Raw genomic sequence first — 25,223 nt, 5'->3', positions numbered from 1 at the left:
ATATGTCTTTGCAGACGGCGTCTGTCTTACTATAAAGGGGAAAGGGCTTACCGTAATCGCCGCCGCTCCCGCAAGGGGCGAAAAACAATCGCAGCGCTGCCATCGTACCCGCAATGGAAAGAAGTAAAAGGGGGTGCTTATGAGGTTGAAAGGAATGGCTGATACGGCTCTGTGCTCGTGCCTGACCTGGGCGCTGCCCGCCGGAATACCAAGCTGGACGGCTTACGCCGATACCGGGGGGCCGGCATCCGTATACCGCAGCATCGTGATTGATGCCGGAGACGCCGGGTATTCCGAATCGGGCTCGTGGTCGACATCGACTGCAGTGAAAGGTGTAAACGGTTCCAGCTCGAGGTATACGTCGATTGGAGGCTCGTCGATTACATGAAATCCGATGCTTGAGGCGGGCACGGTCACTGTATCGATTTACAAGTTCAACTGGCCGGACAAGGCCGATCCGAACGTCAAGGTCTATATCGGCACAACGGACAGACCGATACCCGTTATTTGAATATGACGACTGGAGCATCGGGATGGATCGAACTGGGGACATTCGAGTTCTCCAGCACGGGCGTCGAATATGTCAGCCTCACGCGCACCACGGCAAGCAGCAGTCTGATTTATACGCGTGCGGATGCGGTCCGGTTCGAGCGGCGATCGCCGTAACGGATTGCCCGCCGTTCGTTCAACTGGTATATATAAGAGGGGGAGAGATCAACATGAACGTGAAATTTCAAGTAACAGCATTAGCCGCTTTAGCGCTGTCGGTAGGTCTGCTGGGAGGATGCGCATCCGATCAAGGGGCGAAGGAGAGTCAGCCGGGGAAAGCCGCGCCACCCAAGGAGGAAGGCATTCAGGTCGATCTGCAGACGCCGGTCAAGCTGCTGTTCTACGACGAGTCGAATATGGCTCCGGAGGTATTCGAGGAACGGTTCGCACAGCCGGTCAAGAAGAAGTTTCCAAACGTCACCTTCGAAGTGATCAAGCCCGGCAAGGGAACGTATGTCAGCGAGCTGGCCGCAAGCGGCATCGCGCCAGATATGTTCATGGCGACATCGTGGAGCTTTCCGCTGGAAATCAATACGAAGCTGATCGCTAACATGGACGAATGGATCGCCAAAGACCGGCTCGACCTGGGAACCTACCAGCCGACGATTATCGATACGATCAAGAGCTTCAGCCCGAACGGCGGACTGTACGCTTTGCCTTACTCGAACTATGCCTCCGCGCTGTACTACAACAAGGACATCTTCGACAAGTTCGCGCTTCCTTATCCGAAGGACGGCATGTCGTACGAAGAAGCGATCGAGCTGGGCAAAAAGCTGACCCGGACGGACGGAGGCGTCCAGTACAGCGGATTTTACCCGGGCAATTACAGCTTCACGTACGCCTTGTTCAATAAAGGCTACGTCGACGCGGCGAACGGCAAAATGAGCTTCAACAACGCCGAGATGAAGCAGACGTTCGAGCTGCTCAAGTCCGGCTTTGCCTCGCAGGGGATGGAGTATATCGACTATGCGGCCGCTTTGAACAAGTTTTACAAGGATAAGACGCTAGCCATGATTCCGTATCATTTCGATTCGGGCCGTCTCGAGGCGGAGACGAAGGCGGGCAACGTGTTCAATTGGGAACTGGCGCAGGCGCCTACCTATCAAGGCTACAACCGCAGCGGCGTGCCGAATTTGCTGGCTATCGGGTCCCAGTCGAAGAATACCGCGCTTGTGTACAAAATCATTTCCTATTTGTCCGCTTCGGTGGAGTATCAGACGTTTTTGTCGGAAAAGGGCGTTCTGCCTGTCCTCAAAAACGATGCTGTCGTCAAGACGTTCGCCAGCAGTCTCGGTTCGCTGAAAGGAAAGCATCTGGAGGCGCTTACGAAAGCCAAGCCTCAATCCTTCTCCGGCCCGACGCAATACGACCGGGTTCCGGATAAATATTTGACGCAGGCGCTCAAAGACGTGATAAGCGGCTCCTCCGATATCAACAGCGCGCTCAGCAAGGCGGAAGAGCAGGCGAACAAGGATTTGCAGGGACAATTGAAATAAAAGAGAGCCCGTTAACGCACAAAACCTCCAAGCTGCCGAAAGAAGCAGTTTTGGAGGTTTTTGTGCTGCCCGCAAGGGCTTCGAGCCGATGGTGAGGCGATCCGGACGGCGGAACATATGGGCCCTACGCCGGCATGCTTATGGCGGCAGCATGAGTCCTCGGCCTCGGCGGGCCCTCCTAAACGGTACAGGTTGCGCTTCGAATGCACGCATGGCGGCTACGGCAGTCTTTCGACTTTAGGGGCCGGCTTGCGGATCAGCGTCCGGTTGACCCAGACGGCATTGGCGAACAGCATAACCATGGCGATCAGGAAAATGCCGCGTATCGTCAGCAGCCCGGAGAGCGCCCCGCCCACGACCGGGCCGATCATATTGCCGAGGCTCAGGAAGCTGCTGTTAAAGCTGTACGAGCGGCTTTCCATACCGTCGGGCGTATACTTGCGGATGAGCGCGTTCACCGAGGGGAGCAGTCCGCCTATGAACATGCCGAGCATGAAGCGGGCGGCGAACAACTGCCAGACGTTCTGGACGAGCGCTTGGGGAATGAACATGATCGCGGCGCCGATCAACGACAGGAACAGCACCCGCTCCTGTCCGATCCGGTCGCCCAGCTTGCCGAGCAGAGGGGAGGCGATCATATTGGAAAAACCGGTAATCGAGCCGACGAGTCCGGAGAAAAAGGCCAGCATATGCCCCTCCCCGTGCAAATGCTGCACGAACAGCGGAATAAGCGGCATGGAGCTCAGCATCGAAAACTGGATCAGAAACGTTACCGTAAACAAGGAGGTCAGCTGCGGAATGCGCGCCAGCTCCTTCAGGCCGGCCACGACCGATACGTTGGGCTGTTTGGCGGCTTTGCCGGCATCGAACTTCTCCTTGACGACGATCATCGCCAGCATCGAGGCGAGAAACAGCAGCGTGCCGGTAATGTAGAAGATCGGCCGGAAGCCGACCCATTCCGCCAGCAGTCCGCCGATGAACGGACCGAGGATGCTTCCGGCGGTTCCCCCGGACTGGAGCGTCCCCATCGAGAAGCCTATTTTCTCCCGCGGCGTATTGGCCGACATGAGCGCGACGGCGGCCGGCACGAAGCCGGAGATGGTGCCGTTAAGCATGCGCAGCAGGAACAAGTGCCATACGTTGCCGGCGAAGCCCATCAGCACCATGACGATGGCCATCCCGAACCCGGAACGCAGCAGCATCACCTTGCGGCCATGCCGATCGGCAAGCTTGCCCCATAACGGCTGGAACAGGAACGAGCTGACGAAATTGCCGGCGAATACGAGTCCCGACCAGAAGGCGACCTTGCCCGGATCGGTTACCCCAAGCTCCTGAATATAGAGAGGCAGGAACGGAATAATCATCGTCATGCCGGCCATAACCAGAAAATTGCCGAACCACAGAACGATTAAATTCAGTTTCCAATTACCCAAGACGTTCTCACTCCTTGCGTTCCGATTGCGTCCCGACTTGCATACGGTCCATTATAGCATGTCCGCGCAAATCGGCGTACGAAGACGCAGCATGTTATACGCATGAAGGAGTTGAAAAAATAGTCATTTAGTCCTATGATATGAAGGAGTTGATCAAAAGGTCGTGGGCTTATCCGCTCATGGGGGACAGGCGCAGCGGCCCGAAGGCGGCCAAACGCCGAGAGGAGTATCGGATGGTCAGAAAAGGTTATTTGCGAAAAGATAATATGGCTCTCTTTGACAGCGCCTTCAAGCATGCTCCCATCGGGATGGCGCTAATGGATACGAGCGGCCGTTTTCTGAAAATCAATGAAGCGTTGCGTCGGCTGATCGGATACGACGAGGCGGAACTGCTGAATCGCATGTTTATCGATATTTCCCACCCCGACGAAATTTACAAGGAAGTCGTCCAAGCCGACTTGCTGCTGTCGGGCAGACTGGATTCGTACCGGCTGGAGAAGCGGTATATACATAAGGAGGGGCATTGCGTCAAAGCGGTGCTGCATACTTCGGTCGTCCGGAACGGGCGCGGGATGCCGCTGTATTTGATCGCCCAGATCGAGGGGCGGGACTGTCCGGAGACCGGAAGGGAAACGCGACGCTACGAGGAGCTGTACCGGCTCGTTACGGAACAGTCTCAGGACGTGATTGCGTTCTGCTCGGCCAACATGGACATTCTCTACATATCGCCGGCGGTCACCGTGCTGCTCGGATACGCGCCGGAGGAGATGGTGGGCCGGAACGAGGTCGATTACCGCCATCCAGAGGACCCTCAGCTTCCGCAGATTTGGTCGGAAGACCGGTATGGCCAGACGAGCCGCTACCGGCATAAGGAGGGGCATTACGTCTGGTTTGACAGTACGGTGCGCATCGTGCGCGACGAGAACGGAGCGGTCGATTCGATCCTGCTGCTCGCCAAAGATATTACGGAGCAGACCAAAACGATGGAGCTGCTGAACAATTCGGAGCGGTTGTCGATCGCCGGCCAGTTGGCGGCCGGCATTGCCCATGAAATCCGTAATCCGCTGACGGCGATCCGCGGGTTTCACCAGCTGATGCAGAACGGCGGGGCGAAGCAGCAATATTTCGATATTTTGTCGTCGGAAATCAACCGCATCGAATCGATATTGACCGAGCTGCTTATGCTCGCCAAGCCGCAGCAGGTGAAGTTCGATCATAACGATATCGTATCGCTTCTCGTCCAGGTGACGTCGCTGCTGGAGACGCAGGCGGTCCTGACCAATATCCGGCTGGCGATCCGCTGCGAGCATCGTTCCTTGTACTTGCGCTGCGACGAGAATCAGATCAAGCAAGTATTGATCAATCTGATCAAAAACGCGATGGAGGCCATGCCGGAAGGCGGGGATGTGCTGATCGAGGTGCAGGCCGCGGAGGACAGGCTGCACATCGAAGTATCCGACAAAGGAAAGGGCATTCCTAACCATGTGCTGGCTCACATCGGCGAGCCGTTCTACACGACCAAGGAAAAAGGAACCGGTCTCGGCCTTATGATCACTCAGCGGATTATCGCCAATCATCAAGGCTCGATGAAGATCGACAGCCGTTTCGGCGAAGGCACGACTTTCCGCATCGAATTTCCTCTCGGCTCGGAGCCGAAGGCGGCGGAGATCGGGAAAGCGTAACAGGAGCATGCGCTCCGCCTCGGGCGGTTTCGCGCACACTCCTGTTTCTTGACCGTTTTATTGCTTCCTGACGATAATCACCGTGCGCGAATCGCCGTCCCACGTTACGGTACCGCCGAACGTTTCGCCGACGAATCGGGCCGGCGCCATCGTAAAACCGCCGACGAGCCGTGCAGGCACCCCGAGATTGACCGCTTGGCCGTTGACATAGGCGACGCTTTGGCCGATTGCGAGCGTGACGGTTTTGTCGCCTTTGCGGGCGGTCGCCGTTTGCGTGGCGGCGTCCCACGTTACGGCTGCGCCCATCCGTTCGAAGATGGCGCGCAGCGGGGCAAGCGTGCTGCCGTCGACGATAACGGGCGGCTGCTCGAAAGACTCGGTCCGGCCATCGATCCGTACCGAGACGAGCGAGGAGAGCGGTACGGTCTTCGTCGCGGCGATCGTCCCCGAACGGTTGAACACGCGCAGCTCCAGGCGGGAGCCGTCCGGCACCTGACCGGCCGCGAGCGAGATGCCGTAAGGCGGCTTCGTCTGCTCGGCGATCGTCTTCCCGTTCAATACGTATTCGAGCTTGCCGATCCAGATGTCCGGAATGCGCACGAACGGCACGATCGACGTCTTCCCGGCGAACGGGGCCGAGGCGCTGCGGTAGCCGGTCGCATCGGACGGCTTCGCCCCGGTCTTGACTTCCGACAGCATGTATGGATCGGCGATCAGCGTTTTGTATAAGGCCAGCATATCCGGATTGTCCCGCAGCAAGTAGTCGTTGCGGGATTCTTTTTGCTTCAGGTCGACGTTGAAGTACGTAATGGCCTTCAGTCGCGGATATTTTGCCGGCATGACGCGGTACAGCCGGTCAAGATTCATCAGGGCGAAGTCGGTATGCGATTTGTCGTCGGCGTTCGTATAATGGGATACCGCGGATTCGCTCAGCATGACCGGCTTGCGGTCGGCGTACAACGAGTAGAGCTCGTCCAGCCGTTCGATCGGCGTCGTCGCCTCCATACTTTCCTGCGGATTGCCGTGCGAATACGGCTCGGTGTACAGGCTGACCCCGACCCAATCGACATAGGCGTCCCCCGGGTAGAAGCGGTCCATATTGTAGCGGGGCACGTCTCCCGGGCTCCACACCATCGCCACGTTGGGCGCCTCGCTATGGATGGCGTCGGCTACGATGCGGAACTTCTCGATATAAGCGGCGGCGTCCCCGCTCCAGGCGGTCCAGTCCCCGTTCATTTCCCCGGCGAAGCGCAGGAAGATCGGGATGCCTGCCGCTTTGGCGGCCTTCGCCCACTGCCGCAAATAGCCGTCGTCGGCGACGCGCTCCAGTCCGTCCAGCGGCTGCCAGGCGATCTGCAGCGCCCCGCCCGCTTCCTTCGCCCGCTGAACGTAGCGCTGCGGGAACGGCTCGCCGTAGGTGGCGTATGCGAGGTACATCGCATGCTTGCGCCCGTAGATCGACGCCGACTTATTGAACTCGTTGCCCATCTCGCTGTCCTGCTCGGAATAAATGCCGACATACATGCCGTAAGCGGGCTCGAACTTGGCCAATGAACCGGACGAAGGGGCATGGGCGCGCAGCAGCGCGTCGTCCTCCGGAGCCGTGGCGTACAGCTCGACGGTTGTGCGAAGCTGGTTGGCGCGCACGATATCGTTGGCCCCCCAGTCTTTGCCGTCCTTCAGCCAGTAATCGTTCTCGAGCTCGTAATAAAGAATCGCGTTCTCGTAATCGCCTATGGCGTCATAGTATTCGTCGATATAGCCGGCGTAGATAGCCGCCGTGTTCCAGTCTCCTGCGGCTTCTCCGGCGCGCATCAGCCCGTCCCAGATCGGCACGGCGAGATGCGTCTGGCCGGCTTGACGGTAAGCTTCCGCTTTCAGGTGGAGGTTCCACGGATGCTCCGCGCCGCTCGCGACCGGCGGAAGCGCCAGCGAGACGCCCAGCAGGGCGGTCAGGGCGAGTGCCGCAATGCGGGAGCGCAGCCCGTACCCGCTTCCGGGCTGGCGCGCATGCGGCCGGTGTCCGGCAGCGCTGTGATCCTTGGCCGGCCACAATAGGCGGAGGAGATGTCTGCCGCGAGTACGATTGCGATTTCGGGTAGTCATGGGTAAGCGACACTTCCTTTGCGGGATGATCGGTTTTCAGTCGTTCTTTCCCTTGTCCCTGCGGACGAGAGCTTATATAATAGGCACGACATTGGACAATGGGAGTCAGAAAGACATGAATGTGATTCGTCGTTTTTTTACGTACTACAAGCCGCATAAGCGGCTGTTTATGCTCGATTTCGGAAGCGCCTGCGTCGTCGCGGTGCTGGAGCTGGCTTTTCCGCTCGCGGTGCAATGGTTCGTTGATTCGCTTCTGCCGGCAGGCGAATGGCGGACGATCGTGCTGGCCGGAAGCGGGCTGTTCGCGCTGTATGTGGTCAGCACCGGGCTGCAGTTTATCGTCAACTACTGGGGGCACAAACTCGGCATCAATATCGAGACGGATATGCGGCAGCAATTGTTTCAGCACGTGCAGAAGCTGTCGTTCCGTTTTTTTGACAATACGAAAACCGGCTATCTCATGTCGCGGATGACGAACGATTTGTTCGACATCGGCGAGATGGCTCACCACGGACCGGAGGATTTGTTCATCGCCTGCATGACGTTCGTGGCCTCCTTCGCGATTATGCTGTCGATCCATACGCCGCTTGCGCTCATCACGTTCGTCGCCGTGCCGGTGCTCGTCTGGCTCGTTGCCGCCTGCAACAAGCTGCTGCACGAGGCGGCTCGCCGCATGTACGCGGAGATCGGCGAAGTAAACGCGCGGGTCGAGGACAGCATGTCCGGCATACGCGTTGTCCAGTCGTTCACGAACGAGGCGTTCGAGACGGAGAAGTTCATGCGGGACAACGCCAATTTCCGCAAAGCGAAGCTTCGGTCGTACTGGATCATTTCGTTTAGCTCGTCCGGCATTTATTTCCTGACGCGCGTGTTCGCCCTGCTGGTGCTGATGTTCGGCGCGTGGTTCAGCTTCAAGGACCGGCTCAGCTACGGGGAACTGATCGGCTTCTTGCTGTACGTGAACCTGTTTTTCAAACCGATCGAGAAAATTAATGCGCTGCTGGAAATGTACCCGAGAGGAATGGCGGGCTTCAAACGCTTTACCGAGCTGCTCGATACGAAGCCGGACGTGGCCGACTCGCCGGGGGCGAAGGAAGTCGGTCCGCTGCGCGGCGATATCGTCTTCAAGGACGTGACGTTCGGCTACGAGGGCCACGCCAAGGTGCTGCGGCATATCGATCTAAGCATCCGGGCAGGGGAGACGGTCGCCTTCGTCGGGCCTTCGGGCGCGGGCAAAACGACGCTTTGCAGCCTCATTCCGCGATTCTACGAGGTGGACGGGGGCGCCATCGAGATCGACGGAACCGACATCCGCAGCATGACCCAGCGCTCGTTGAGAAGCAACATCGGCATCGTGCAGCAGGACGTGTTCCTGTTCACCGGCTCGATCCGCGAAAACATCGCCTACGGCTGGCTCGACGCCACCGATGCTGACATTCGGGAAGCCGCCCGCCGCGCCCATCTGGAGACGTTTATCGCCGCGCAGCCCGACGGCTTCGACACCCAGATCGGCGAACGCGGCATCAAGCTGTCCGGCGGGCAAAAGCAACGGCTCGCCATCGCCCGGATGTTCCTGAAGAACCCGCCGATTCTGATCCTCGACGAAGCGACTTCGGCGCTCGACACGGAGACGGAGGTCGTGATCCAGCAGGCGCTCGAGCAATTGGCTGTCAACCGTACGACGCTGGTCATCGCCCACCGGCTGGCGACGATTCGCCACGCCGACCGGATCGTCGTCGTCACCGAGGACGGAATCGTCGAACAGGGACGGTACGAAGAGCTGGTGGCGCGCGGCGGCGTATTTGCCGGGCTGCACCGGGCTTGAAACGGCCGTTCGTCAGCGTCCGTCAAGCGGGTGGGCGGTTTTCACCGGCGAAGAGGCCATCTCTCCCGGCTTTATAAAGGAAAAAAGCGGCGCAGAATGGATCTGTGCCGCTTTCGTTTCGCCGTCGTAGGGCGATTCGCTGAGTCATTTCATGTGCGATTGCGGTTGTACGTTATTTTATCATAAAACGTACGCTCGCATCGACCATTTCTCCCAATAGAATGTGGGCTTCAGGGGGAGCGATCGCTCCGTTAGGGTTAGGAGTGCGTTCAAACTTGTTCCAGCGGATGGCGGCGCCTCAGCTCCTGAACGGCATCGCCGCGGCCGGTGTTCTCCAGATGGGGGATGTATTTGGCCAAATTGCCTTTGGCATGATACGGACCGCCTTCCTTCATAACCGTCCACAGCGGGTCGCTGTCATACGGCATCGATCTCATCCGCTCATCGTGCCACTGGTTCAAATAATACACCGCATCCTTGCAGACGTCCTTATGCTGCTGCGCCACATTGTGCTGCTCGTAGGGATCGTCGCCCAGATGAAACAGCATTTCCTCGTCGAACAGATGATACCCGTCGTGATACGTCCGCATGTACAGCCAATCGCCGAACCGTACGCTGCGCTGGCATACGTGGGCGCACTGCGACACGACCAAGTAATCCCGACCGCATTCTTCTTGGGCGTTCAGCGCCGCGGCATAGCTTTGCCCGTCCCAGCTCGCGGCCGGGGGCTTGCCGAGCAGCTCCGCCAACGTCGGACCGAGATCGAGATGGTAATGCAGCCCCGTATCGACGTGACCGGGCTTCGTCATGCCGGGCCAACGGACGATCATCGGAATATGGCATGTTCCTTGGTCGGCCGTACCGTGCTCGCCGTATATGCCAAGCTGTCCCATGTTTTCGCCGTGATCGGCCGTAATGATAATGACCAGATCGTCCATGAAGCCGGCTTGCTCGAGCGAGGCGAACAGCTTGCCGATATGCTCGTCCATGTAGCGGATCCCGCAGTCGTAGCCGTCGATCATTTGCCTCAGGCCGTCCATGTCGAGCAATTCTCCGGGATGACGCGGATACGCGGGGGACGTCCGATTGTTGAACATGTTGATCTCGCGGGCGCTGTGCGGCCCGACCTTCCGCTTGTGCCGCTCCAATACGTCCTCGGTGAAAAAGTCCGGCAGCGGTTCGCCGGCGAAAGGGTTGCCGAAGCCTTCCGGCGCGCGGTACGGCGTGTGCGGGTCCCAGTAATTGACGTATACGAACCAGTCGTCCTCGCGGGCGTGGCGGCTTAGCCAATCGAGCACGGAAGGCGTCACGTCTTCCGCCGACTCCATGCCGCCTTTGCCGGAGTTGTACATTTCGTTAAACCCGGCGTAAAAATTCCATGACGCATGGCGTTCGCCGAACGGGCTGAACAGCACCGTCTTCATGTCGAGCGTGCGCATAAAGCCGGGCAGGCTGTGCCCTTCGCCGAGACGGTCGCGAAACCCGCGGGCGGTTCCTTCGCGCCGCAGATCGGCGGCGGTGCCTCCATGTCCGACGACGCCGTTGCGGATGCCGAATTGCCCGGTCATCAGAGCGGTCCGGGAAGGCATGCACGGCGCGTCCGACGTATAGTAGTTGGTAAAAAGCGTCCCTTCGGCCGCGATGCGGTCGATATTCGGGGACGTATTGCGATGGTAACCATAACACCCCAGATGATCGGGACTGAGCGAGTCCAAATCCAAGACGAGCATTCTCATCGTTTCCTCATCCTTTCTCTCGCAATTGGCTTCGGCTTCTCGGCGCCCAGTCGCTCGCTTCGTCCTGGAGCGGCGTACGCGAAAGCGCACCGGTAGCTTCCCACCAATTATCCACCTCGCGCTTCAGCTGTTCGCGGACAGCGGCAACGCGGGCCTCGCCCGCCACATTGACGCATTCGTCCGGATCGTTCAGAAGATCGTACATTTCCTCGTCATTTTCGATGTAATAGTAGACATACTTCCACCGCTTGGTCTGGATGCCCCGGAACGGATGCTCGCCCCAGTAAGCTTCGTAATGCTCGAAAAATACGCTCTCGCCGGGCGGCGGATCGGTGCTGTGCAATAAAGGCAGCAGAGATCTTCCTTCGAACGAAGGGGGGATCGGCAGTCCCGCCGCGTCCAGCAGCGTTCCGGCCACCGAGCTGCCGGAAGTCAGGTCGTCCACGACCTTCCGCGCAGGATCGATGCCCGGCACACGGATCAGGAGCGGGACGTTGTACAGCTCTTTGTAGGGCAGCACGCCCTTCAACCGGAGGCGATGGGCTCCCTGCATATCCCCGTGGTCGGAGGAGAAGACGATGACGGTTTGTTCGGCCAGTCCCCGCTCCTCCAGTTTATCCAGCACGATGCCGAGATTGCGGTCCATCAGCGAAACGAGCGTACGATACCGTTGGGCGTCCCGGCGAATGACGTCTTCCGTCAAGACCGATTCGGCGGACTCCGCCCGCCTTCGCTGATGCGGAGGCTTGGTCGACAAATCGTCGGCGTAGAAGCTGGGCGGGACCGGCATCGCCGCTTCGGGAAAATCGTCCATATAAGGCTCGATCGGCTCGAACGGGCCCATCCCCGACCCTTTCGGCGTATTCGGATGAGGCATGTTCCACGAAACGTGCATGAAAAACGGCTTTGCGCTGTCATAATCGTCAAGGTAAGCGGCGGCCATCGCCGTGCTTCGGGCGTCGGCATGGCTGTGGTACTGCGGATAATCGGTATGAGCTCCCCATAGATCGATCAGGTCCGTCCGGTAGTCCGTCACTTGGAACGCATGGTCGGCCGCCGACAAGCCCAGATGCCATTTGCCGAAATAAACCGTTTCGTAGCCATGTCTGTTAAAGGCTTTGGCGATGCTTTCCTCTTGCGGATCGAGCATGTGGCCGATGACATTCACTCCGACCTGATGCGGGAAGCGCCCGGTCATCCAGCTCGCCCGCGAAGGGGTGCACTGCGCCGACGTGCACATATGCCCGGTAAAGCGGGCCGCTTGGGCCGCCAGCCGGTCCAAATTCGGCGTCTTGAAGCTGGCGTCGGCGCAGCCAAGCGCCTCGGTCGTTTGCTGGTCGGACGTAATGAACAATACGTTTCTCCGAACCTTTTCCATGGTTGCCTTCACCCCTTAATGCCGGTCGTAGCGATGCCTTCGACGATATACTTTTGGAATATCATGAAAATGACGAACTGCGGAATGAGCGTCAGCGTCGACATGGCGAGCAGCGGTCCCCACTCCGTGCTGGCGGACGGATCGGAGAACAAGCTCAAGCCGAGCGCGATCGTGTACAGCTTCGGATCGTTCAAGTAAATGAGCGGCGCGAAAAATTCGTCCCACGTCCACAAAAACGAGAAGATCGCGACCGTCGTCAGCGCGGGCATGCACAGCGGAAGCACGACCCTGCGCCAAACGCCGAACGTGCTGCACCCGTCGATGACCGCAGCCTCGTCGAGCTCGCGCGGAATTCCCCGGTAAAACTGCACCATCAAAAAGATGAAGAAAGGGGTTCCGCCGATAAAAGAGGGGACGGTCAACGGAAAATACGTATTGACCCAGCCGATCTTTTGAAACAAAATGTACTGCGGGATCAAGGTGACCTGTCCGGGCAGCATCATGGTGACGAGCAGGCAGCCGAACAGGAAGGAACGGTACTTGAACTGCAGTCTGGCGAAGCCGAAGCCGACCAAGCTTGCGGACAGCAGGCTGCCGATTACGGAAAAGAACGTCACGACTGCGGAATTGGCGAAAAAGTCGGAAAATCCGATTTTGCCGGTGCCTCTCCAGCCGATCGCGTAATTGTCCCACATGAACCGGCTGGGCAGGAGCGAAGCGACGTTGGTGAATATTTCGGAGCCGGGCTTTAAGGAGCTAGCCACCGTCCAAAGGATCGGGTAAATCATCAAAAAGCCGAAAGCGATCACAAAAAAATGGTAGAAGGTGCTCCCGATGCCTGCTTTCATCAATCCGTCATTCCTTTCTCATGATTCGTAATGGACCCAGGCTTTGGACGAGCGGAAGATGAGCGCCGTGCAGATCGCGATAATGGCTAGCAGCACCCAAGCCATCGCCGACGCATAGCCCATGTTGTGATGGGTGAAAGCCTGCTCATACAAATACAAGGCGTAAAATAACGTTTCGTCGAGCGGACCTCCGCCGGTAATCAGGTACGCCTGGGAAAACGTGAGAAAGGCATGGATCGTCTGCATGACCAGATTGAACAGGACGACCGGAGTCAGAAGAGGCAGCGTAACGGCGGCGAAGCGGCGAAATCTGCTAGCTCCGTCGATCGAGGATGCCTCGTACAGTTCCTTCGGAATCGCCCGCAGCCCGGACAAGAAGATGAGCATGGGCGCGCCGAACTGCCAGACGACTTGCAAAACGATCACCGACAAGGCGTAATCCGGACTGAAAATCCAATCGACCGGCTCGACGCCGAACATGCGGATGACCCAATTGACGACGCCGTCCAGGCTGAACAGCTGCTTCCACATGACGGCAACCGCTACGCTGCCGCCGAGAATCGAGGGCACGTAATAAAGCAGGGTATACGTTCTCGTTCCTTTGCGGCCGGTATTAAACAGCATGGCGAGCAGAAGGGCCGCCCCCAGCTTGAGCGGTACGGACACGACGGCAAACGATAAGGTGACCTGCAGCGATTTCCAAAACCGCGAGTCGTCGAACATCTCTTTGTAATTGGCCGTACCGACCCAGCGGGCCGGGGACAGCAAATCGTAGTCGGTGAACGATAAATACAGCGAAGCGATCATCGGTCCGATAATAAAGCCGACAAAACCGATCAGCCATGGGGAAATGAACATATATCCCGCGGCGTTGCGCCTTAGCTCTCCTTTGCTCATGGGGGGACACTCCTTCTTTTACGCCGATGTCGGGAGCCGGGGCGTTACTTGGCGAATATTTTTTGGACCCCTTCGCGCAGCTGCTTGGCAAATTGCTCCGGCGTAATCTTCTCGAATATCGTTTGCTCATGCAGACGGTCCCACAAAGCGGACACCTCCGAATGGCCGGCGGGTTCGGCCGTGTAGAGCGGACCGGCGTATTTTTCCACGATCTTGGCGTAATCGAATATTTTTTTCACCGAATCGTCCAGCTTCGGATACAGCTTATCCTGTATGTCTTTATGAATCGGCACGCCGCGGATGCCGAGCAGAATCATGTTGGCCTCTTCGCTGCTCGTGAAATATTCGATAAACATCGCCGCCGCTTTCGCTTGATCCGGATTTGCGTTTTTCGTAATCGAGAGCATGACGCTCGGCTTGAAATACAGCGCTTTTTGCCCGCCGGGCTTCGTCGGAAACGAGGTCAGCTGCAGCGGCCGTCCGCCCAGCTCCTGAATCGCCTGCGTCTGCGCGTCGTACATGAAGTCCATCGGGGACTTGCCCTTTACGATCAGCTTGTCTTCGTTCTTTTTGACCGCCGCGGTAACATTGGCCGGGGGAGTCACGCCTTCCTTGCGCAGCGGAGCCCAGTAGTTCAGGAAGTCGATCAGCGTCTGATCGTCGAATCCGAGTCCGTTGTTATCCTTGTTGTAAAACCAAAGTCCGTTCTCTCGCAAATAATGGTAAAACCCGAGCATGCCGTCCGAGGGAGTGATGTAGAAGTCTTTGCCCAGCTTCTCCTTCAGCTTCCGGGACGTCTCCGCCAGATCCTCCCACGTATAGCCGGGCTCCAGCGGCTTGACGCCGGCTTTCTCGAACATCGCCGGGTCGTAGATCATGGCAGGCGAATTCGTGCCCACGCTTACCGCATACAGCTGGTTGTTGACCCGTCCTCCGTCGAGCAGAAGCTGGCTGACATCCTTCAAATTGATGACATTGTCTTTGACGAACCCGTCCAGCGGCTGGAGCGTATTGCGCGATACCCACTCGTTGATTTTCGGCAGCTCTATCTGAATGAGCTGGGGCATGCTGTTGCCCGCCGCTTGAACCGCCAGCTTCTCCCAGAATCCGTTATAGTCGGCGTATTGCGTGTTGATCTTGATGTTCGGGTTTTTCTGCTGGAACGCATCGATAATTTTCTGATACCGTTCGTTATGAACGGTCGTGCCCCACCATCCGAACGTCAGCTCCACTGGTTTGGCCGCCGGGGCCGACTTGGGGTCATTCGGATTCGCCTGGGTGCCGGCTTTGTCCGCGGGCGCGCTCCCGCTATTCCCGGAGCAGGCGGCCAGCGCCGTCATCGCCAGCGACATGCCGCACGCGACAACGGCTACTTTCGTTTTGGAACGGAATGCAATCGGTCTCATATTTCGAATCCTCCCTTTTTGTACGTTGCTGCAAGGTTACCGCTTTCTCCCCCCAGTATAGAAAGCGGGAGCGATCGGGGGGAAGGCACTCCGGTTCATATTTCGTATCATTCGTTCAGCGGTTGGGCGGCAATGGCCGAAAAGGTATCATTTCGTCAGATTTGGGGTTTTCCGCTTTGGCTTTCTTGCCCTGCGTCTAAACTTCCTTGCCCAAATAAGCTATACTCGAAAAAGAAGGAAGCAGCCGCCTCCCGGTCCACCGATGGCGCAGGCCGGTATCGACACGGACGCCGGCAAAAGTGGGCCGGGCCTTAAGCCCGAAGAAACGATCATCGGACGAAAGGGAGAGGTTCTTTGTACAAGCTGGTCATCGTAGACGATGAGGTTGAAATCCGCAGCGGCATGATCCGCTATTTCCCATGGGGGGAAATCGGCTTTCAAGTCGCGTTTCATTGCGAGAACGGGCAGGTCGCCCTGCAATACATGCTGAACCACCAGGTGGACGCCCTGCTGTGCGATATAAAAATGCCCGTCATGAACGGCATCGAGCTGGCCCGCCACTTGTACGAGCGCAAGCTGGACGTGAAAACCGTTTTCTTAAGCGGTTACAAAGATTTCGAGTATGCCAGGAAAGCGCTGCAGTATGGCGTTAGAAATTATATCGTCAAACCGACCGTTTATCAGGAGCTCTACGATGTGTTTTCGCGGCTCAAGGCGGAGTTGGACGAAGACCGGGGCGAGGAGCTGGCCAAGACCGGGGCGGAAGGGGCCGGCTTCAACGAAAAGATCATTCAGGCGATCCGCCATTACGTGCTGCAAAATTACCGCCGCGCCACGTTGGAGGAGGCGGCCGGGCTTATCCATATGAACCCGCATTACGTGAGCACCTATTTCAAGGAGAAGACGGGCGAATATTTTTCCGATTTCGTGCTTCAGGTGAAGATGGACAAAGCGGCCGAGCTGCTGATGGACATCCGCTACAAAACGTACGAGGTCAGCGAGATGGTCGGGTACAGCAACGCGAAAAATTTTGCCCGGGCGTTCAAGCACTATTTCGGCAGCAGCCCGCGGGAATATCGAAACCGCTAAGGACGGGATGAAGGTGCGCAAACGGTTTTTCGTCAAAAACTTGGCGTTGTTTCTCGTTCCGATGGTCGTCCCGCTGCTGCTTCTCGGCAGCTTGTCGTTTTTAGCCGTGCAGCGTTACGTGAACAACGAGGTGGAACGGAACAATACGAACCTGTTCACCCAGATCGATCAAAACATTCAGCTGCTGTTCCACGAGCTGGATTCGCTATATTTGAGCTTCAGCAGTCCGGGCGTCATTTATTCGCTGAAAGAAGTGCTTCGCACGCAGACGCTTACGTATGAGCAGAATCAGCTGATGAATACGCTCAAAGCTTCGATCGACACGCCGGCCAATGCAAGGCCGTACATCGAGTCGGTTTATGTGTATATCGAGAACGATAACGGTTTTTTTCTGACTTCGACGACGGAAGGGTTGGCCAGACTGGGCGATTACCCGGATCATTCGTGGTTCGACGGCTACCGGCGCGGCCAGAGCAAGCAGGGGATATTCGCCGAATCGCGAACAATTACGCGATATTCGTTCGAGAAGCCGACTCCGATTACGACCGTGTACAAATCGCTCACCTCGACGACTCGCAGCAGTCCCGACGGCGTAATCGCGCTCAATTTGCGCACCCGATATATCGAAAGTTTGCTGCAGCATATCGAAACGCTTCCGAACCAAAGCCTGCTGATCGCCGACGAGAACAACCGGATTTTGTTTCAAAACCGGGATTATCCGTATTTGCGGGAGCTCGATCTTGAACGCTTTAACGATAATTCCGGCAAAGCGGTCGTTATTAAGCTCGGGGGCGAATCTTACTCCTTGCTCCAACTGCAATCGCCGGACAACGGATGGAAGTACATCTCCGTCACGCCGAGGCAATCGCTGTATGCGATTCCGTCCCAGCTCAGCCTGCTGACGTTGCTGTCGATCGGCTTGGCAATGCTGCTGGGACTTGCTTTGGCCGCCTTCATGACGTGGAAAAGCGTGGCGCATATCCAGTTGATCGTCTCGACCATCCGGTCGCATGAACGCGGAGTGCCGCGTCCCGGGCCGTCGCCCTCCGTCAGAGCGGACGAATACGGCTTCATCGTGAACAACATCCTGCAATCGTTCGCCGAGCGGAATCAGTTGAAGCTGCAGCTGTCCGAAGAAAAATATTTGCTGAAATCGGCGGAACTGCTGGCCTTGCAAAACCAGATCAATCCGCACTTTCTGTTCAATACGCTGGAGACGATTTATTGGAAAACGTTAAGCTTGACGGGACGGCCGAACGCGGCGAACGCCATGCTGGAGAATTTGTCCAACCTGCTCCGCTACGCGCTGGACGGCTCGGGCGAGATCGTTCATTTTGAAACCGAGATGAAAGTGGCGAAAAGCTATATCGATATCCAGAAAATCCGATATCCGCATACATTCGACGTCGTCTGGGAATACGACGAGCAAGAAATTCAGTCCTGCCGCATCGTGAAAATGACGCTCCAGCCGCTTATTGAAAACGCCATTTACCACGGGCTGAAGGAGAAGCGGGGAGAGGGCCGGATTAAAGTCAAAGCGCAGCTGCAGTCTACGTCCTGCATGCGGATCACCGTAACCGATAATGGCGTCGGAATGAGCCCGGAGTGGCTTGCCGCAGTCGGAGAGCATGTGCGGAATCATACGGAGCTGACGGGACACATCGGCTTGTTCAACACGAACAAACGGTTGAGATTGACGTATGGCGAGTCGTATCGGATCCATATCCGGAGCAAACAAGGTCTCGGGACGGTCATCGATTTATATTTGCCGTATGTGCCGGACGCTTCTCTTTTGGAGCCGGATTTGCTAAAATGGAAAAAGGATCAAGTCCGCGCGTAACTGGCGAATCGGTGGGGAACCACAAGGGAGCGCGCGGAACGGACATGACCGTTCGCCTGGGTAAAGTGTCCGAAGCGGCCGCGTTAAGCGGCACGCTTCGGGCGCTTTTTTCTTTGTCCGGCTATTCTAGGCAAAGTGGGTGTATCGCTGTGGGAATTTGGATGAATGCGAAGGAAACCGCGGCCCGGGTGCGGGCACAAGCGGCCGAGGAGGCTGCCCGGCTGAGAGCCGAAGGCGTGGTGCCCAAAGTGGCGGCGCTGCTCGTGGAGGGCGATCCGGCTTCGGCTTATTACGCCAACGCCAAGAAGAAACTGGCCGCCTCGCTTGGGATCGAGTTCGTGCTGGCCGAGCTGCCGCGCGAGACGGCGGAAGCGGAGCTGGTCGGTCTCGTCTCCGCCTGGAGCCGTGACGAATCGGTGCACGGCATTATGGTGGAGCTGCCTTTGCCGGGCCATGTGTCGGCCGCTGCGGTCGCTGCCGCGATCGATCCGCTGAAGGACGTAGACGGCGTCACGCCGGCCAACAAGCTGGCCGTCATGACCGGCGAAGCGGGACTGTACCCGGCTACGCCGCAATCGTGCATTTTGCTGCTGAAAGCTTACGGGTACTCCCTCGAAGGGAAAAACGTAACGCTCGTCGGCCGCGGCCAGACGGTAGGGCTGCCGCTGTTCCATATGCTCCAGCGCGAGCAGGCGACCGTTACGGTGTGCCATTCCCGCACCGCCGATCTGAGCCGGCATGTGAAGCAGGCGGATATCGTCATCGCCGCCGTCGGCCGGCCGGGGCTGCTGACCGCGGATATGTTCCACGCCGGCTCGGTCGTCGTGGACGCGGGCATTAACGAGGCGGAGGAGGGCCGGGTCGTCGGCGACGTCGACGCGGAAGCGATCCATACGGCCGCTGCCGTCTCTCCGGTGCCGGGCGGCGTCGGCACGCTGACGACCGCGCTGCTGTTCGTCAATGCGATCCGGGCGATCGGGCTCCAGCAGGAAGCCCGCCGCGACGTTGAAACGAAAGGAGGAGCACGCGCATGACGACGACAGAAGGAAGCCGGTTCGACCGGACGATCCGCTCGTTTCTGGAGGAGGCCGGAGCGGCTGTGCCGACGCCCGGGGGCGGCAGCGCCGCTGCGCTGGTTGGCGCTCTGGGAGCGGCAATGGTGTCGATGACCGCCAATTTCACGCAAGGGGAGAAGTTTGCCGACGTCGGTCCGGCGATGCGGGAAGCGGTTGACCGGCTGAGCGGCTGGACGCGGGATTGCGAAGACTTGCTGGAGGCGGATATCGCCTCGTTCGACCGGTATATGACGGCGCTGAAGCTGCCCAAAGGGACGGACGAGGAGAAGCGGGCCCGTGCCGAAGCGCTTCGGCACGCGTCGCAGCAGGCGATCGAAGTGCCGCTCGCGCTTATGCGGGTATGCCGCGATGCGATGGAGCTGACGGCGCGTCTCGCCGCTGCGGGCAATCCGAACGTGATTTCCGATCTGGGCATCGGCGCTTTGCTGTTCGAAACGTCGGCTCGTTCGGCGTATTTGACGGTAGAGATCAACCTCGCCTCGCTGAAGGACGAGGGGGAGCGGGATGCGTATGAGGAGCGCGCATCCGCGCTGCTGCGGGAGTGCGAGGAGTGGAGGGACGAGGCGGTGGGCCGCGTGCGCGCCGTTATTTGGAAGGGGCACCGATAGGCGCTTCTTCCTGTCTATGAGCAGATGCCTCTGAAGCTCGAATGCGTTTCATCGAGAGGCTTCGATCAGAAGCTTTTCTAACGCGCGCGAGTCCGTTTATTCGAGCTCAAATCCAAACCCGTTCGGCGTTCGCGTATTGGTCAGCAGCTTTTCCGTGACGAGGTCGCTCCCCTCCGAACGGTAGCCAACCGTATCCGGTCGGTTCAGAACGATCCGGTAGCGTCCGGGGGCGAGCGGCTGTCCGTCCTTGTCCCGCTTCAGATCGAGATTAACGGGTATCGAGTAGGAAGCCCAGCCCGCGAGCGGACCGGAGATCGCGGGCAGTGGCTGCTCGAGAACGAGAGGGCCCGTTTCGCCATTATCGTCCATTCTGTAGACGGACCATGACCATGCATACGGCTCCAGGACGATTTCCTTTTTGTAGTTGTTCTGGAACGAGGCATGGAACGGCATGGTGTCTCCCTGTCGCGGTTTGGGATCGAAGCCGTTTGAAGGAAACAGTGCCGCGACCACGCCGTCGTTCAAAAACATCCCGACCTGCTCGTTTTGGATCGGAGTCATCACGTCGCGGACGGCAACCTTGTAGGAGTCCACCTCCCTGCCGTTAAGAGCGATCAGCGTAGAGAACGTACGAGTTTCCCCGGGCTGCGGCGGAGCGGCGTTCGAGCCGTCGATGTATACAAAATTCGAGGACCCGATCGGCTTTCCGTTAACGTCAAGCGCAGAAATCGAGATTGCCTTGTTGTCCAGCGCTTTGTCGATGCGGATTGTGCCGCGGGTCAGCACGTATTGGCCGTTTGGCTGCCTGCTCATGTAAAACTGTCCCATATGGACATGGTTATCCGGATCGGTGAGATAGAGATTGTTGTCGTCGGGCATATCGTATTTCTTCAGCGTTATGCGGTGTTTGACACCATCGTCCGGGTTTCCTTCCTCGAAGCGGGCATGGAGCCCGAACGCTTCGGCGAACGTGCGGAGCGGAATATACGCTTTGCCGTTGTAGTTGATCACGGGATTTTCTCCGTCGACCTCGATCGGCTGGATCGTCGTCTCGCCGCTGCGGATGAACACCTCGCTCGGAAACAAATGCGCCTGGATCGCGTCGGAAGCGGCAACCGCGGTGGAGGCGGCGACGGCCGCTCCGCAAATGAAGCCGATCACGAACTTTTTCATCGGTAAATTCCTCCTAGCTTTTACAGGTATAGATCATAATCATATAGACGTGGAAAAGAGGTGGGGGTTGTGGAAAATCCCCCCTAAAAAAAGAGCTTGCACGTACCCGCTTTTCGGAATAAACTAAAGTTAAATGAAAAATGTTATCGATAACTCTACGGTGCCTTTGCCCATTTTGATGGAGGCTGCGTTTGGAAACAATCTTTAGTGTTATCGATAACCCTAACTTTTGAGGAGGGATTTCCCATGAGTTCGCCATACGTCAATCGTTTTAAAGGAAGTTTGCCGAAAATCGGTATCCGCCCGGTACTGGACGGCCGCCAAGGGGGCATTCGTGAATCGCTGGAGCAGGTTACGATGGAGATGGCGCGTTCGGTCGCGGAACTGTTGAGCGGCAATCTCCGGCATGCCAACGGCGCTCCGGTCGAATGCGTCATCGCCGATACGACGATCGGCGGCGTGGCCGAAGCGGCGCAGGCGGCGGAGAAATTCGCGCGCGAGGGCGTAGGCGTCTCGATTAGCGTCACCCCGTCCTGGTGCTACCCGACCGAGACGATCGACACCGATCCGACGATACCGAAGGCGATCTGGGGTTTTAACGGAACGGAGCGCCCGGGGGCCGTTTACTTGGCGGCGGCAATGTCCGCGCATAACCAGAAGGGGCTGCCGGCGTTCGCGATCTATGGCAACGACGTTCAGGATATGGGCGACAAGACGATTACGCCCGACGTCCGGCAAAAGCTGCTCCAGTTCGCCAAAGCGGCGCTTGCGGTCGCAACGCTCAAAGGAAAATCGTATTTGTCGATGGGCAACGTGTCGATGGGCATCGCCAGCTGTATCGCCGACGAGCCGTTCTTCCAGCGCTATCTGGGCATGCGCAACGAGTACGTCGACATGACGGAGTTCGTGCGGCGCATCGAGAAAGGCATTTACGACCAAGCCGAGTTTGAGAAAGCGCTTCAATGGGTCAAGGAGCATTGCCGCGAGGGCGAGGACGTCAATCCGGAACATTTGAAGCGGACGAGCGAGCAGAAGGACGGAGACTGGCAGACGATCGTCAAAATGGCGCTGATCGCGCGCGACCTGATGGTCGGCAACCCGAAGCTGGCGGCAATGGGGTACGGCGAGGAGGCTCACGGCCGCAATGCGATCGCCGCCGGCTTCCAAGGGCAGCGGGCATGGACGGACTATTATCCGACCGGCGACTTCATGGAGGCGATCTTGACGACCTCGTTCGACTGGAACGGCATCCGCGAGCCCTATACGGTGTCCACCGAAAATGATACATTGAATGCAGTGACGATGCTGTTCGGGCATCTGCTTACCCATTCGGCCCAACTGTTCGCCGACGTGCGCACGTACTGGAGCCCAGATGCGGTCGAGCGCGTGACCGGACAGCGGTTGAGCGGCCGCGCGGAGAACGGCGTCATCCATCTGATCAACTCCGGCCCGGCTTCGCTGGACTGGACGGGACGGCAGCAGGATGCCGACGGGGCGCCGACGGTCAAGCCGCATTGGGACATTTCCGAGCAGGAGGCGCAGGCGTGTCTGGAGGCGACGCAGTGGCGGCCGGCCATCGACTTTTTCCGCGGAGGCGGGTTCTCGACCGATTTCACGACGCGCGGAGGGATGCCGGCGACGATGGCTCGTGTCAATCTGGTTGCCGGCATCGGGCCGGTGCTGCAAATTGCCGAAGGCTATACGGTCGAGCTGCCTGACGACGTGCACGACATCCTGGACCGCCGCACCGACCAAACGTGGCCGACGACATGGTTTGTCCCGAACTTGACCGGCGAAGGCCCGTTCCGCGACGTCTATTCGGTCATGAACCATTGGGGCTCGAACCATTGCGCGGTCAGCTTCGGGCATATCGGCGGCGATTTGATCACGCTGGCTTCGATGCTGCGCATTCCGGTGAGCATGCACAACGTGCCGGCCGAACGCGTGTTTCGCCCGTCGGCATGGAACGCCTTCGGCACGAGCGATTCCGAAGGGGCGGACTACCGCGCCTGCAGCGCGTATGGACCGCTGTACAAGTAACGCGAAAGGAACGATGAATCGATGAACGGAACTTACGCGATCGGCATCGACTACGGTACGGAATCGGGCCGTGCGCTGATCGTCGATACGAAAAACGGCCGCGTGCTGGCCACTCATGTAACACCGTACCCGCACGGGGTGATGGACAAGGAGCTGCCGGAGGGCGGCGTCAAGCTGGGCGCGGATTGGGCGCTTCAGCATCCCGACGACTATCTCGAGGTGCTGCGCCGTTCCGTGCCCGAGGCTTTGCGCCAGTCCGGCGTGTCGGCCGACGAGATCGTCGGCATCGGCATCGATTTTACCGCATGTACGATCTTGCCGGTCGATGGCGCCAACGCGCCGTTGTGCTTCAGCGAGACGTGGAAACGGCGGCCGCACGCCTGGGTAAAGCTGTGGAAGCATCACGCCGCGCAGGAGGATGCGGACCGGCTGAACGAGCTGGCGGTCGCCCGCGGCGAGACGTTCCTGAGCCGCTACGGCGGCAGTCTGTCCTCGGAGTGGCTGCTGCCGAAAGTAGCCCAGACGCTGCGCGAGGACCCCGAGCTGTTCGACGCGACCGACCGGTTCGTCGAGGCGGCGGATTGGGTCGTCTGGGCGATGACCGGGACGCTTAAGCGCAACAGCTGCGCGGCCGGCTACAAGGGGACGTGGCATAAGACGGAAGGCTACCCGGACCGCGGCTATCTCGAGGCCGCCGATCCGCGGCTGGCTTCGCTCCCCGAGACGAAGCTGCGCGGCGAGACGATCCCCTCCGGCACAAAGGCGGGGGAACTGACGCCCGAGATGGCGCAGCTGACGGGGCTGCGCGCGGGCATCCCGGTAGCGGCGGCGATTATCGATGCGCATGCGGCCGTGCCTGGCGTGGGCGTTGTCCGGCCCGGCACGATGGTGCTCGCCATGGGCACGTCGCTATGCCATATGCTGATCGCCGATTCGGAGCGCGAGGTGGAGGGCATTCGCGGCGTCGTCGAGGACGGCATCGTGCCCGGCTATTTCGGCTATGAAGCCGGCCAGCCGGCGGTCGGCGACATGTTCGCCTGGTTCGTCGACCATGCCGTTCCGGCGTATGTCCGCGATCAGGCGGCGCAGAAGGGCGAGTCCGTGTTCGATTGGCTCGGACGCGAGGCCGAGGCGATGGCGCCGGGCGAAAGCGGGCTGCTGGCGCTCGACTGGTGGAACGGCAACCGTTCCGTCCTCGCCGACGAAAGCCTGCGGGGCCTGATCGTCGGGCTCGGCCTCCAGACGCGGCCGGCGCAAATATACCGGGCGCTGCTGGAGGCGACCGCCTTCGGTACGAAGCGGGTGATCGAGGCGTTCGAGGCGAGCGGCATCCCGATCTCGGTCGTGGCGGCCAACGGCGGCATTCCGCAGCGCAATCCGCTGCTTATGCAGATTTACGCCGACGTGACCGGCAAGCAGATCGACATCCCGGCGGCGGAGCAGTCGACCGCCCTCGGCTCGGCGATGATGGGCGCGGTGGCGGCGGGAATCGCCGGCGGCGGCTACGCGACGTTGGCCGATGCGGCAGCCCGCATGGCTCCGCCGGTGAAACAGTCGTATTACCCGAACGCGGACCATGTCCGCCTGTACGAGGAGCTGTACCGCGAATACGTGACGCTGCACGACTATTTCGGCAAAGGCGCGAACGAGTCGATGCACCGTCTTCGCAAGCTGCAGGAGCGGGCAGTCGAGTCGAAGCGGTGAACGGTGAAGGGCTTTAGCCGTTAATTGCTGAGCGATGGATGGTAAGGGGAGAGCATTTGGACATTAAGCATGGGTATGTAGCCGGAAAGCGACCCGTTTGGAGCGAACCCGGGTACGGATAGTGCTCCAAAGAGCGTTAACCGAGCGAATTGAGCGATTTTCCGGAGTGGTAGTGTTCGTTTGGACACTAAGCGAGGGCATGAGGCCGGAAAGCGGCATGTTCGGAGCGAATCCGATGCGGATAGTGTTCCAAAGCGCGTTAACCGAGCGAATTGGGTGCTTTTCCGGTCTGGTAGTGTTCGTTTGAGCATTAAGCCTGGGCATGGACCCGGAAAGC

At 58.8% G+C, this 25,223-nt stretch carries 19 protein-coding genes and 1 riboswitch; of the genes, 11 read left to right on the top strand and 8 right to left on the bottom strand.

Translation table 11 applies throughout. From position 1 onward, the window contains the following. Window positions 1-139: 139 nt before the first annotated feature. Genes ABD796_RS04310 through ABD796_RS04300 form a run of 3 tightly spaced genes read left to right on the top strand, consistent with a single transcriptional unit; the run spans window position 140 to window position 2,045 of the window. Complete coding sequence (locus ABD796_RS04310) at window positions 140-388, top strand: hypothetical protein (protein WP_344903346.1); 249 nt, start codon at window positions 140-142, stop codon at window positions 386-388. Window positions 389-420: 32 nt separating this feature from the next. After that, a complete protein-coding gene (locus ABD796_RS35805; protein WP_486348533.1) occupies window positions 421-666 on the top strand; it encodes a golvesin C-terminal-like domain-containing protein in 246 nt (81 codons plus the stop codon). Between the two features lie 53 nt (window positions 667-719). Next, window positions 720-2,045 carry an ABC transporter substrate-binding protein gene (locus ABD796_RS04300; RefSeq protein WP_344903340.1) on the top strand — a complete coding sequence of 442 codons (1,326 nt, stop codon included), beginning with the start codon at window positions 720-722 and terminating at the stop codon, window positions 2,043-2,045. A 218-nt stretch (window positions 2,046-2,263) separates the two neighbouring features. Here the strand turns inward: ABD796_RS04300 and ABD796_RS04295 are convergent, their stop codons facing one another. Then, a complete protein-coding gene (locus ABD796_RS04295; protein ID WP_344903337.1) occupies window positions 2,264-3,478 on the bottom strand; it encodes an MFS transporter in 1,215 nt (404 codons plus the stop codon). 233 nt (window positions 3,479-3,711) lie between these two features. Between ABD796_RS04295 and ABD796_RS04290 the strand changes: the two genes are divergently transcribed. Beyond that, window positions 3,712-5,160: a PAS domain S-box protein gene (locus tag ABD796_RS04290; protein WP_344903334.1), complete on the top strand. Its 1,449-nt coding sequence runs from the start codon at window positions 3,712-3,714 to the stop codon at window positions 5,158-5,160. A gap of 57 nt (window positions 5,161-5,217) precedes the next feature. Here ABD796_RS04290 and ABD796_RS04285 read toward each other — a convergent pair whose 3' ends face one another. Further along, window positions 5,218-7,266 (bottom strand): stalk domain-containing protein, encoded by a 2,049-nt coding sequence (locus ABD796_RS04285; protein WP_344903331.1) that lies wholly within the window; start codon window positions 7,264-7,266, stop codon window positions 5,218-5,220. Window positions 7,267-7,387: 121 nt separating this feature from the next. On the opposite strand from ABD796_RS04285, the gene ABD796_RS04280 reads away from it, so the two are divergent. Beyond that, window positions 7,388-9,091, top strand: coding sequence for an ABC transporter ATP-binding protein (locus ABD796_RS04280; RefSeq protein ID WP_344904216.1), 1,704 nt, complete (start codon window positions 7,388-7,390; stop codon window positions 9,089-9,091). A 269-nt stretch (window positions 9,092-9,360) separates the two neighbouring features. Here ABD796_RS04280 and ABD796_RS04275 read toward each other — a convergent pair whose 3' ends face one another. The 5 genes from ABD796_RS04275 to ABD796_RS04255 are packed head-to-tail and all read right to left on the bottom strand — an operon-like array spanning window position 9,361 to window position 15,356. Then, on the bottom strand, window positions 9,361-10,827 hold the full coding sequence (locus ABD796_RS04275; protein ID WP_344903328.1) for a sulfatase family protein: 1,467 nt from the start codon (window positions 10,825-10,827) through the stop codon (window positions 9,361-9,363). Between the two features lie 7 nt (window positions 10,828-10,834). Further along, complete coding sequence (locus ABD796_RS04270) at window positions 10,835-12,205, bottom strand: sulfatase family protein (RefSeq protein WP_344903324.1); 1,371 nt, start codon at window positions 12,203-12,205, stop codon at window positions 10,835-10,837. Between the two features lie 8 nt (window positions 12,206-12,213). Then, complete coding sequence (locus ABD796_RS04265; protein ID WP_344903321.1) at window positions 12,214-13,053, bottom strand: carbohydrate ABC transporter permease; 840 nt, start codon at window positions 13,051-13,053, stop codon at window positions 12,214-12,216. A gap of 18 nt (window positions 13,054-13,071) precedes the next feature. Then, window positions 13,072-13,950, bottom strand: coding sequence for a carbohydrate ABC transporter permease (locus ABD796_RS04260; RefSeq protein WP_344903318.1), 879 nt, complete (start codon window positions 13,948-13,950; stop codon window positions 13,072-13,074). Window positions 13,951-13,994: 44 nt separating this feature from the next. Continuing rightward, window positions 13,995-15,356 carry an ABC transporter substrate-binding protein gene (locus ABD796_RS04255; RefSeq protein WP_344903315.1) on the bottom strand — a complete coding sequence of 454 codons (1,362 nt, stop codon included), beginning with the start codon at window positions 15,354-15,356 and terminating at the stop codon, window positions 13,995-13,997. 354 nt (window positions 15,357-15,710) lie between these two features. Between ABD796_RS04255 and ABD796_RS04250 the strand changes: the two genes are divergently transcribed. The 4 genes from ABD796_RS04250 to ABD796_RS04235 all read left to right on the top strand — a co-directional run bounded on the left by ABD796_RS04250 (window position 15,711) and on the right by ABD796_RS04235 (window position 19,969). Further along, the gene (locus tag ABD796_RS04250) at window positions 15,711-16,445 is read left to right on the top strand and encodes a response regulator transcription factor (RefSeq protein ID WP_344903312.1); all 735 of its coding nucleotides are present in this window, start codon (window positions 15,711-15,713) and stop codon (window positions 16,443-16,445) included. A 13-nt stretch (window positions 16,446-16,458) separates the two neighbouring features. Further along, on the top strand, window positions 16,459-18,285 hold the full coding sequence (locus ABD796_RS04245) for a sensor histidine kinase (RefSeq protein WP_344903309.1): 1,827 nt from the start codon (window positions 16,459-16,461) through the stop codon (window positions 18,283-18,285). Then, window positions 18,272-18,354: riboswitch (ZMP/ZTP riboswitch) on the top strand. (Overlaps the previous gene by 14 nt.) Window positions 18,355-18,434: 80 nt before the next feature. Beyond that, the gene (locus ABD796_RS04240; RefSeq protein WP_344903306.1) at window positions 18,435-19,319 is read left to right on the top strand and encodes a bifunctional 5,10-methylenetetrahydrofolate dehydrogenase/5,10-methenyltetrahydrofolate cyclohydrolase; all 885 of its coding nucleotides are present in this window, start codon (window positions 18,435-18,437) and stop codon (window positions 19,317-19,319) included. Further along, on the top strand, window positions 19,316-19,969 hold the full coding sequence (locus ABD796_RS04235) for a cyclodeaminase/cyclohydrolase family protein (RefSeq protein ID WP_344903303.1): 654 nt from the start codon (window positions 19,316-19,318) through the stop codon (window positions 19,967-19,969). Before ABD796_RS04240 ends, ABD796_RS04235 begins: the two co-directional genes overlap by 4 nt. Window positions 19,970-20,065: 96 nt before the next feature. Here the strand turns inward: ABD796_RS04235 and ABD796_RS04230 are convergent, their stop codons facing one another. Continuing rightward, on the bottom strand, window positions 20,066-21,142 hold the full coding sequence (locus ABD796_RS04230) for a hypothetical protein (RefSeq protein WP_344903301.1): 1,077 nt from the start codon (window positions 21,140-21,142) through the stop codon (window positions 20,066-20,068). A 246-nt stretch (window positions 21,143-21,388) separates the two neighbouring features. On the opposite strand from ABD796_RS04230, the gene ABD796_RS04225 reads away from it, so the two are divergent. Further along, window positions 21,389-23,182: an L-fucose isomerase gene (locus ABD796_RS04225; RefSeq protein ID WP_344903298.1), complete on the top strand. Its 1,794-nt coding sequence runs from the start codon at window positions 21,389-21,391 to the stop codon at window positions 23,180-23,182. Between the two features lie 21 nt (window positions 23,183-23,203). Beyond that, on the top strand, window positions 23,204-24,886 hold the full coding sequence (locus ABD796_RS04220; RefSeq protein WP_344903295.1) for a ribulokinase: 1,683 nt from the start codon (window positions 23,204-23,206) through the stop codon (window positions 24,884-24,886). Window positions 24,887-25,223: the final 337 nt, after the last annotated feature.

The sequence above is a fragment of the Paenibacillus hodogayensis genome (genome assembly GCF_039536325.1).
Taxonomy (GTDB): Bacteria; Bacillota; Bacilli; order Paenibacillales; family NBRC-103111; genus Paenibacillus_AB; species Paenibacillus_AB hodogayensis.
This window is presented reverse-complemented; position numbering and strand designations above follow the sequence as displayed.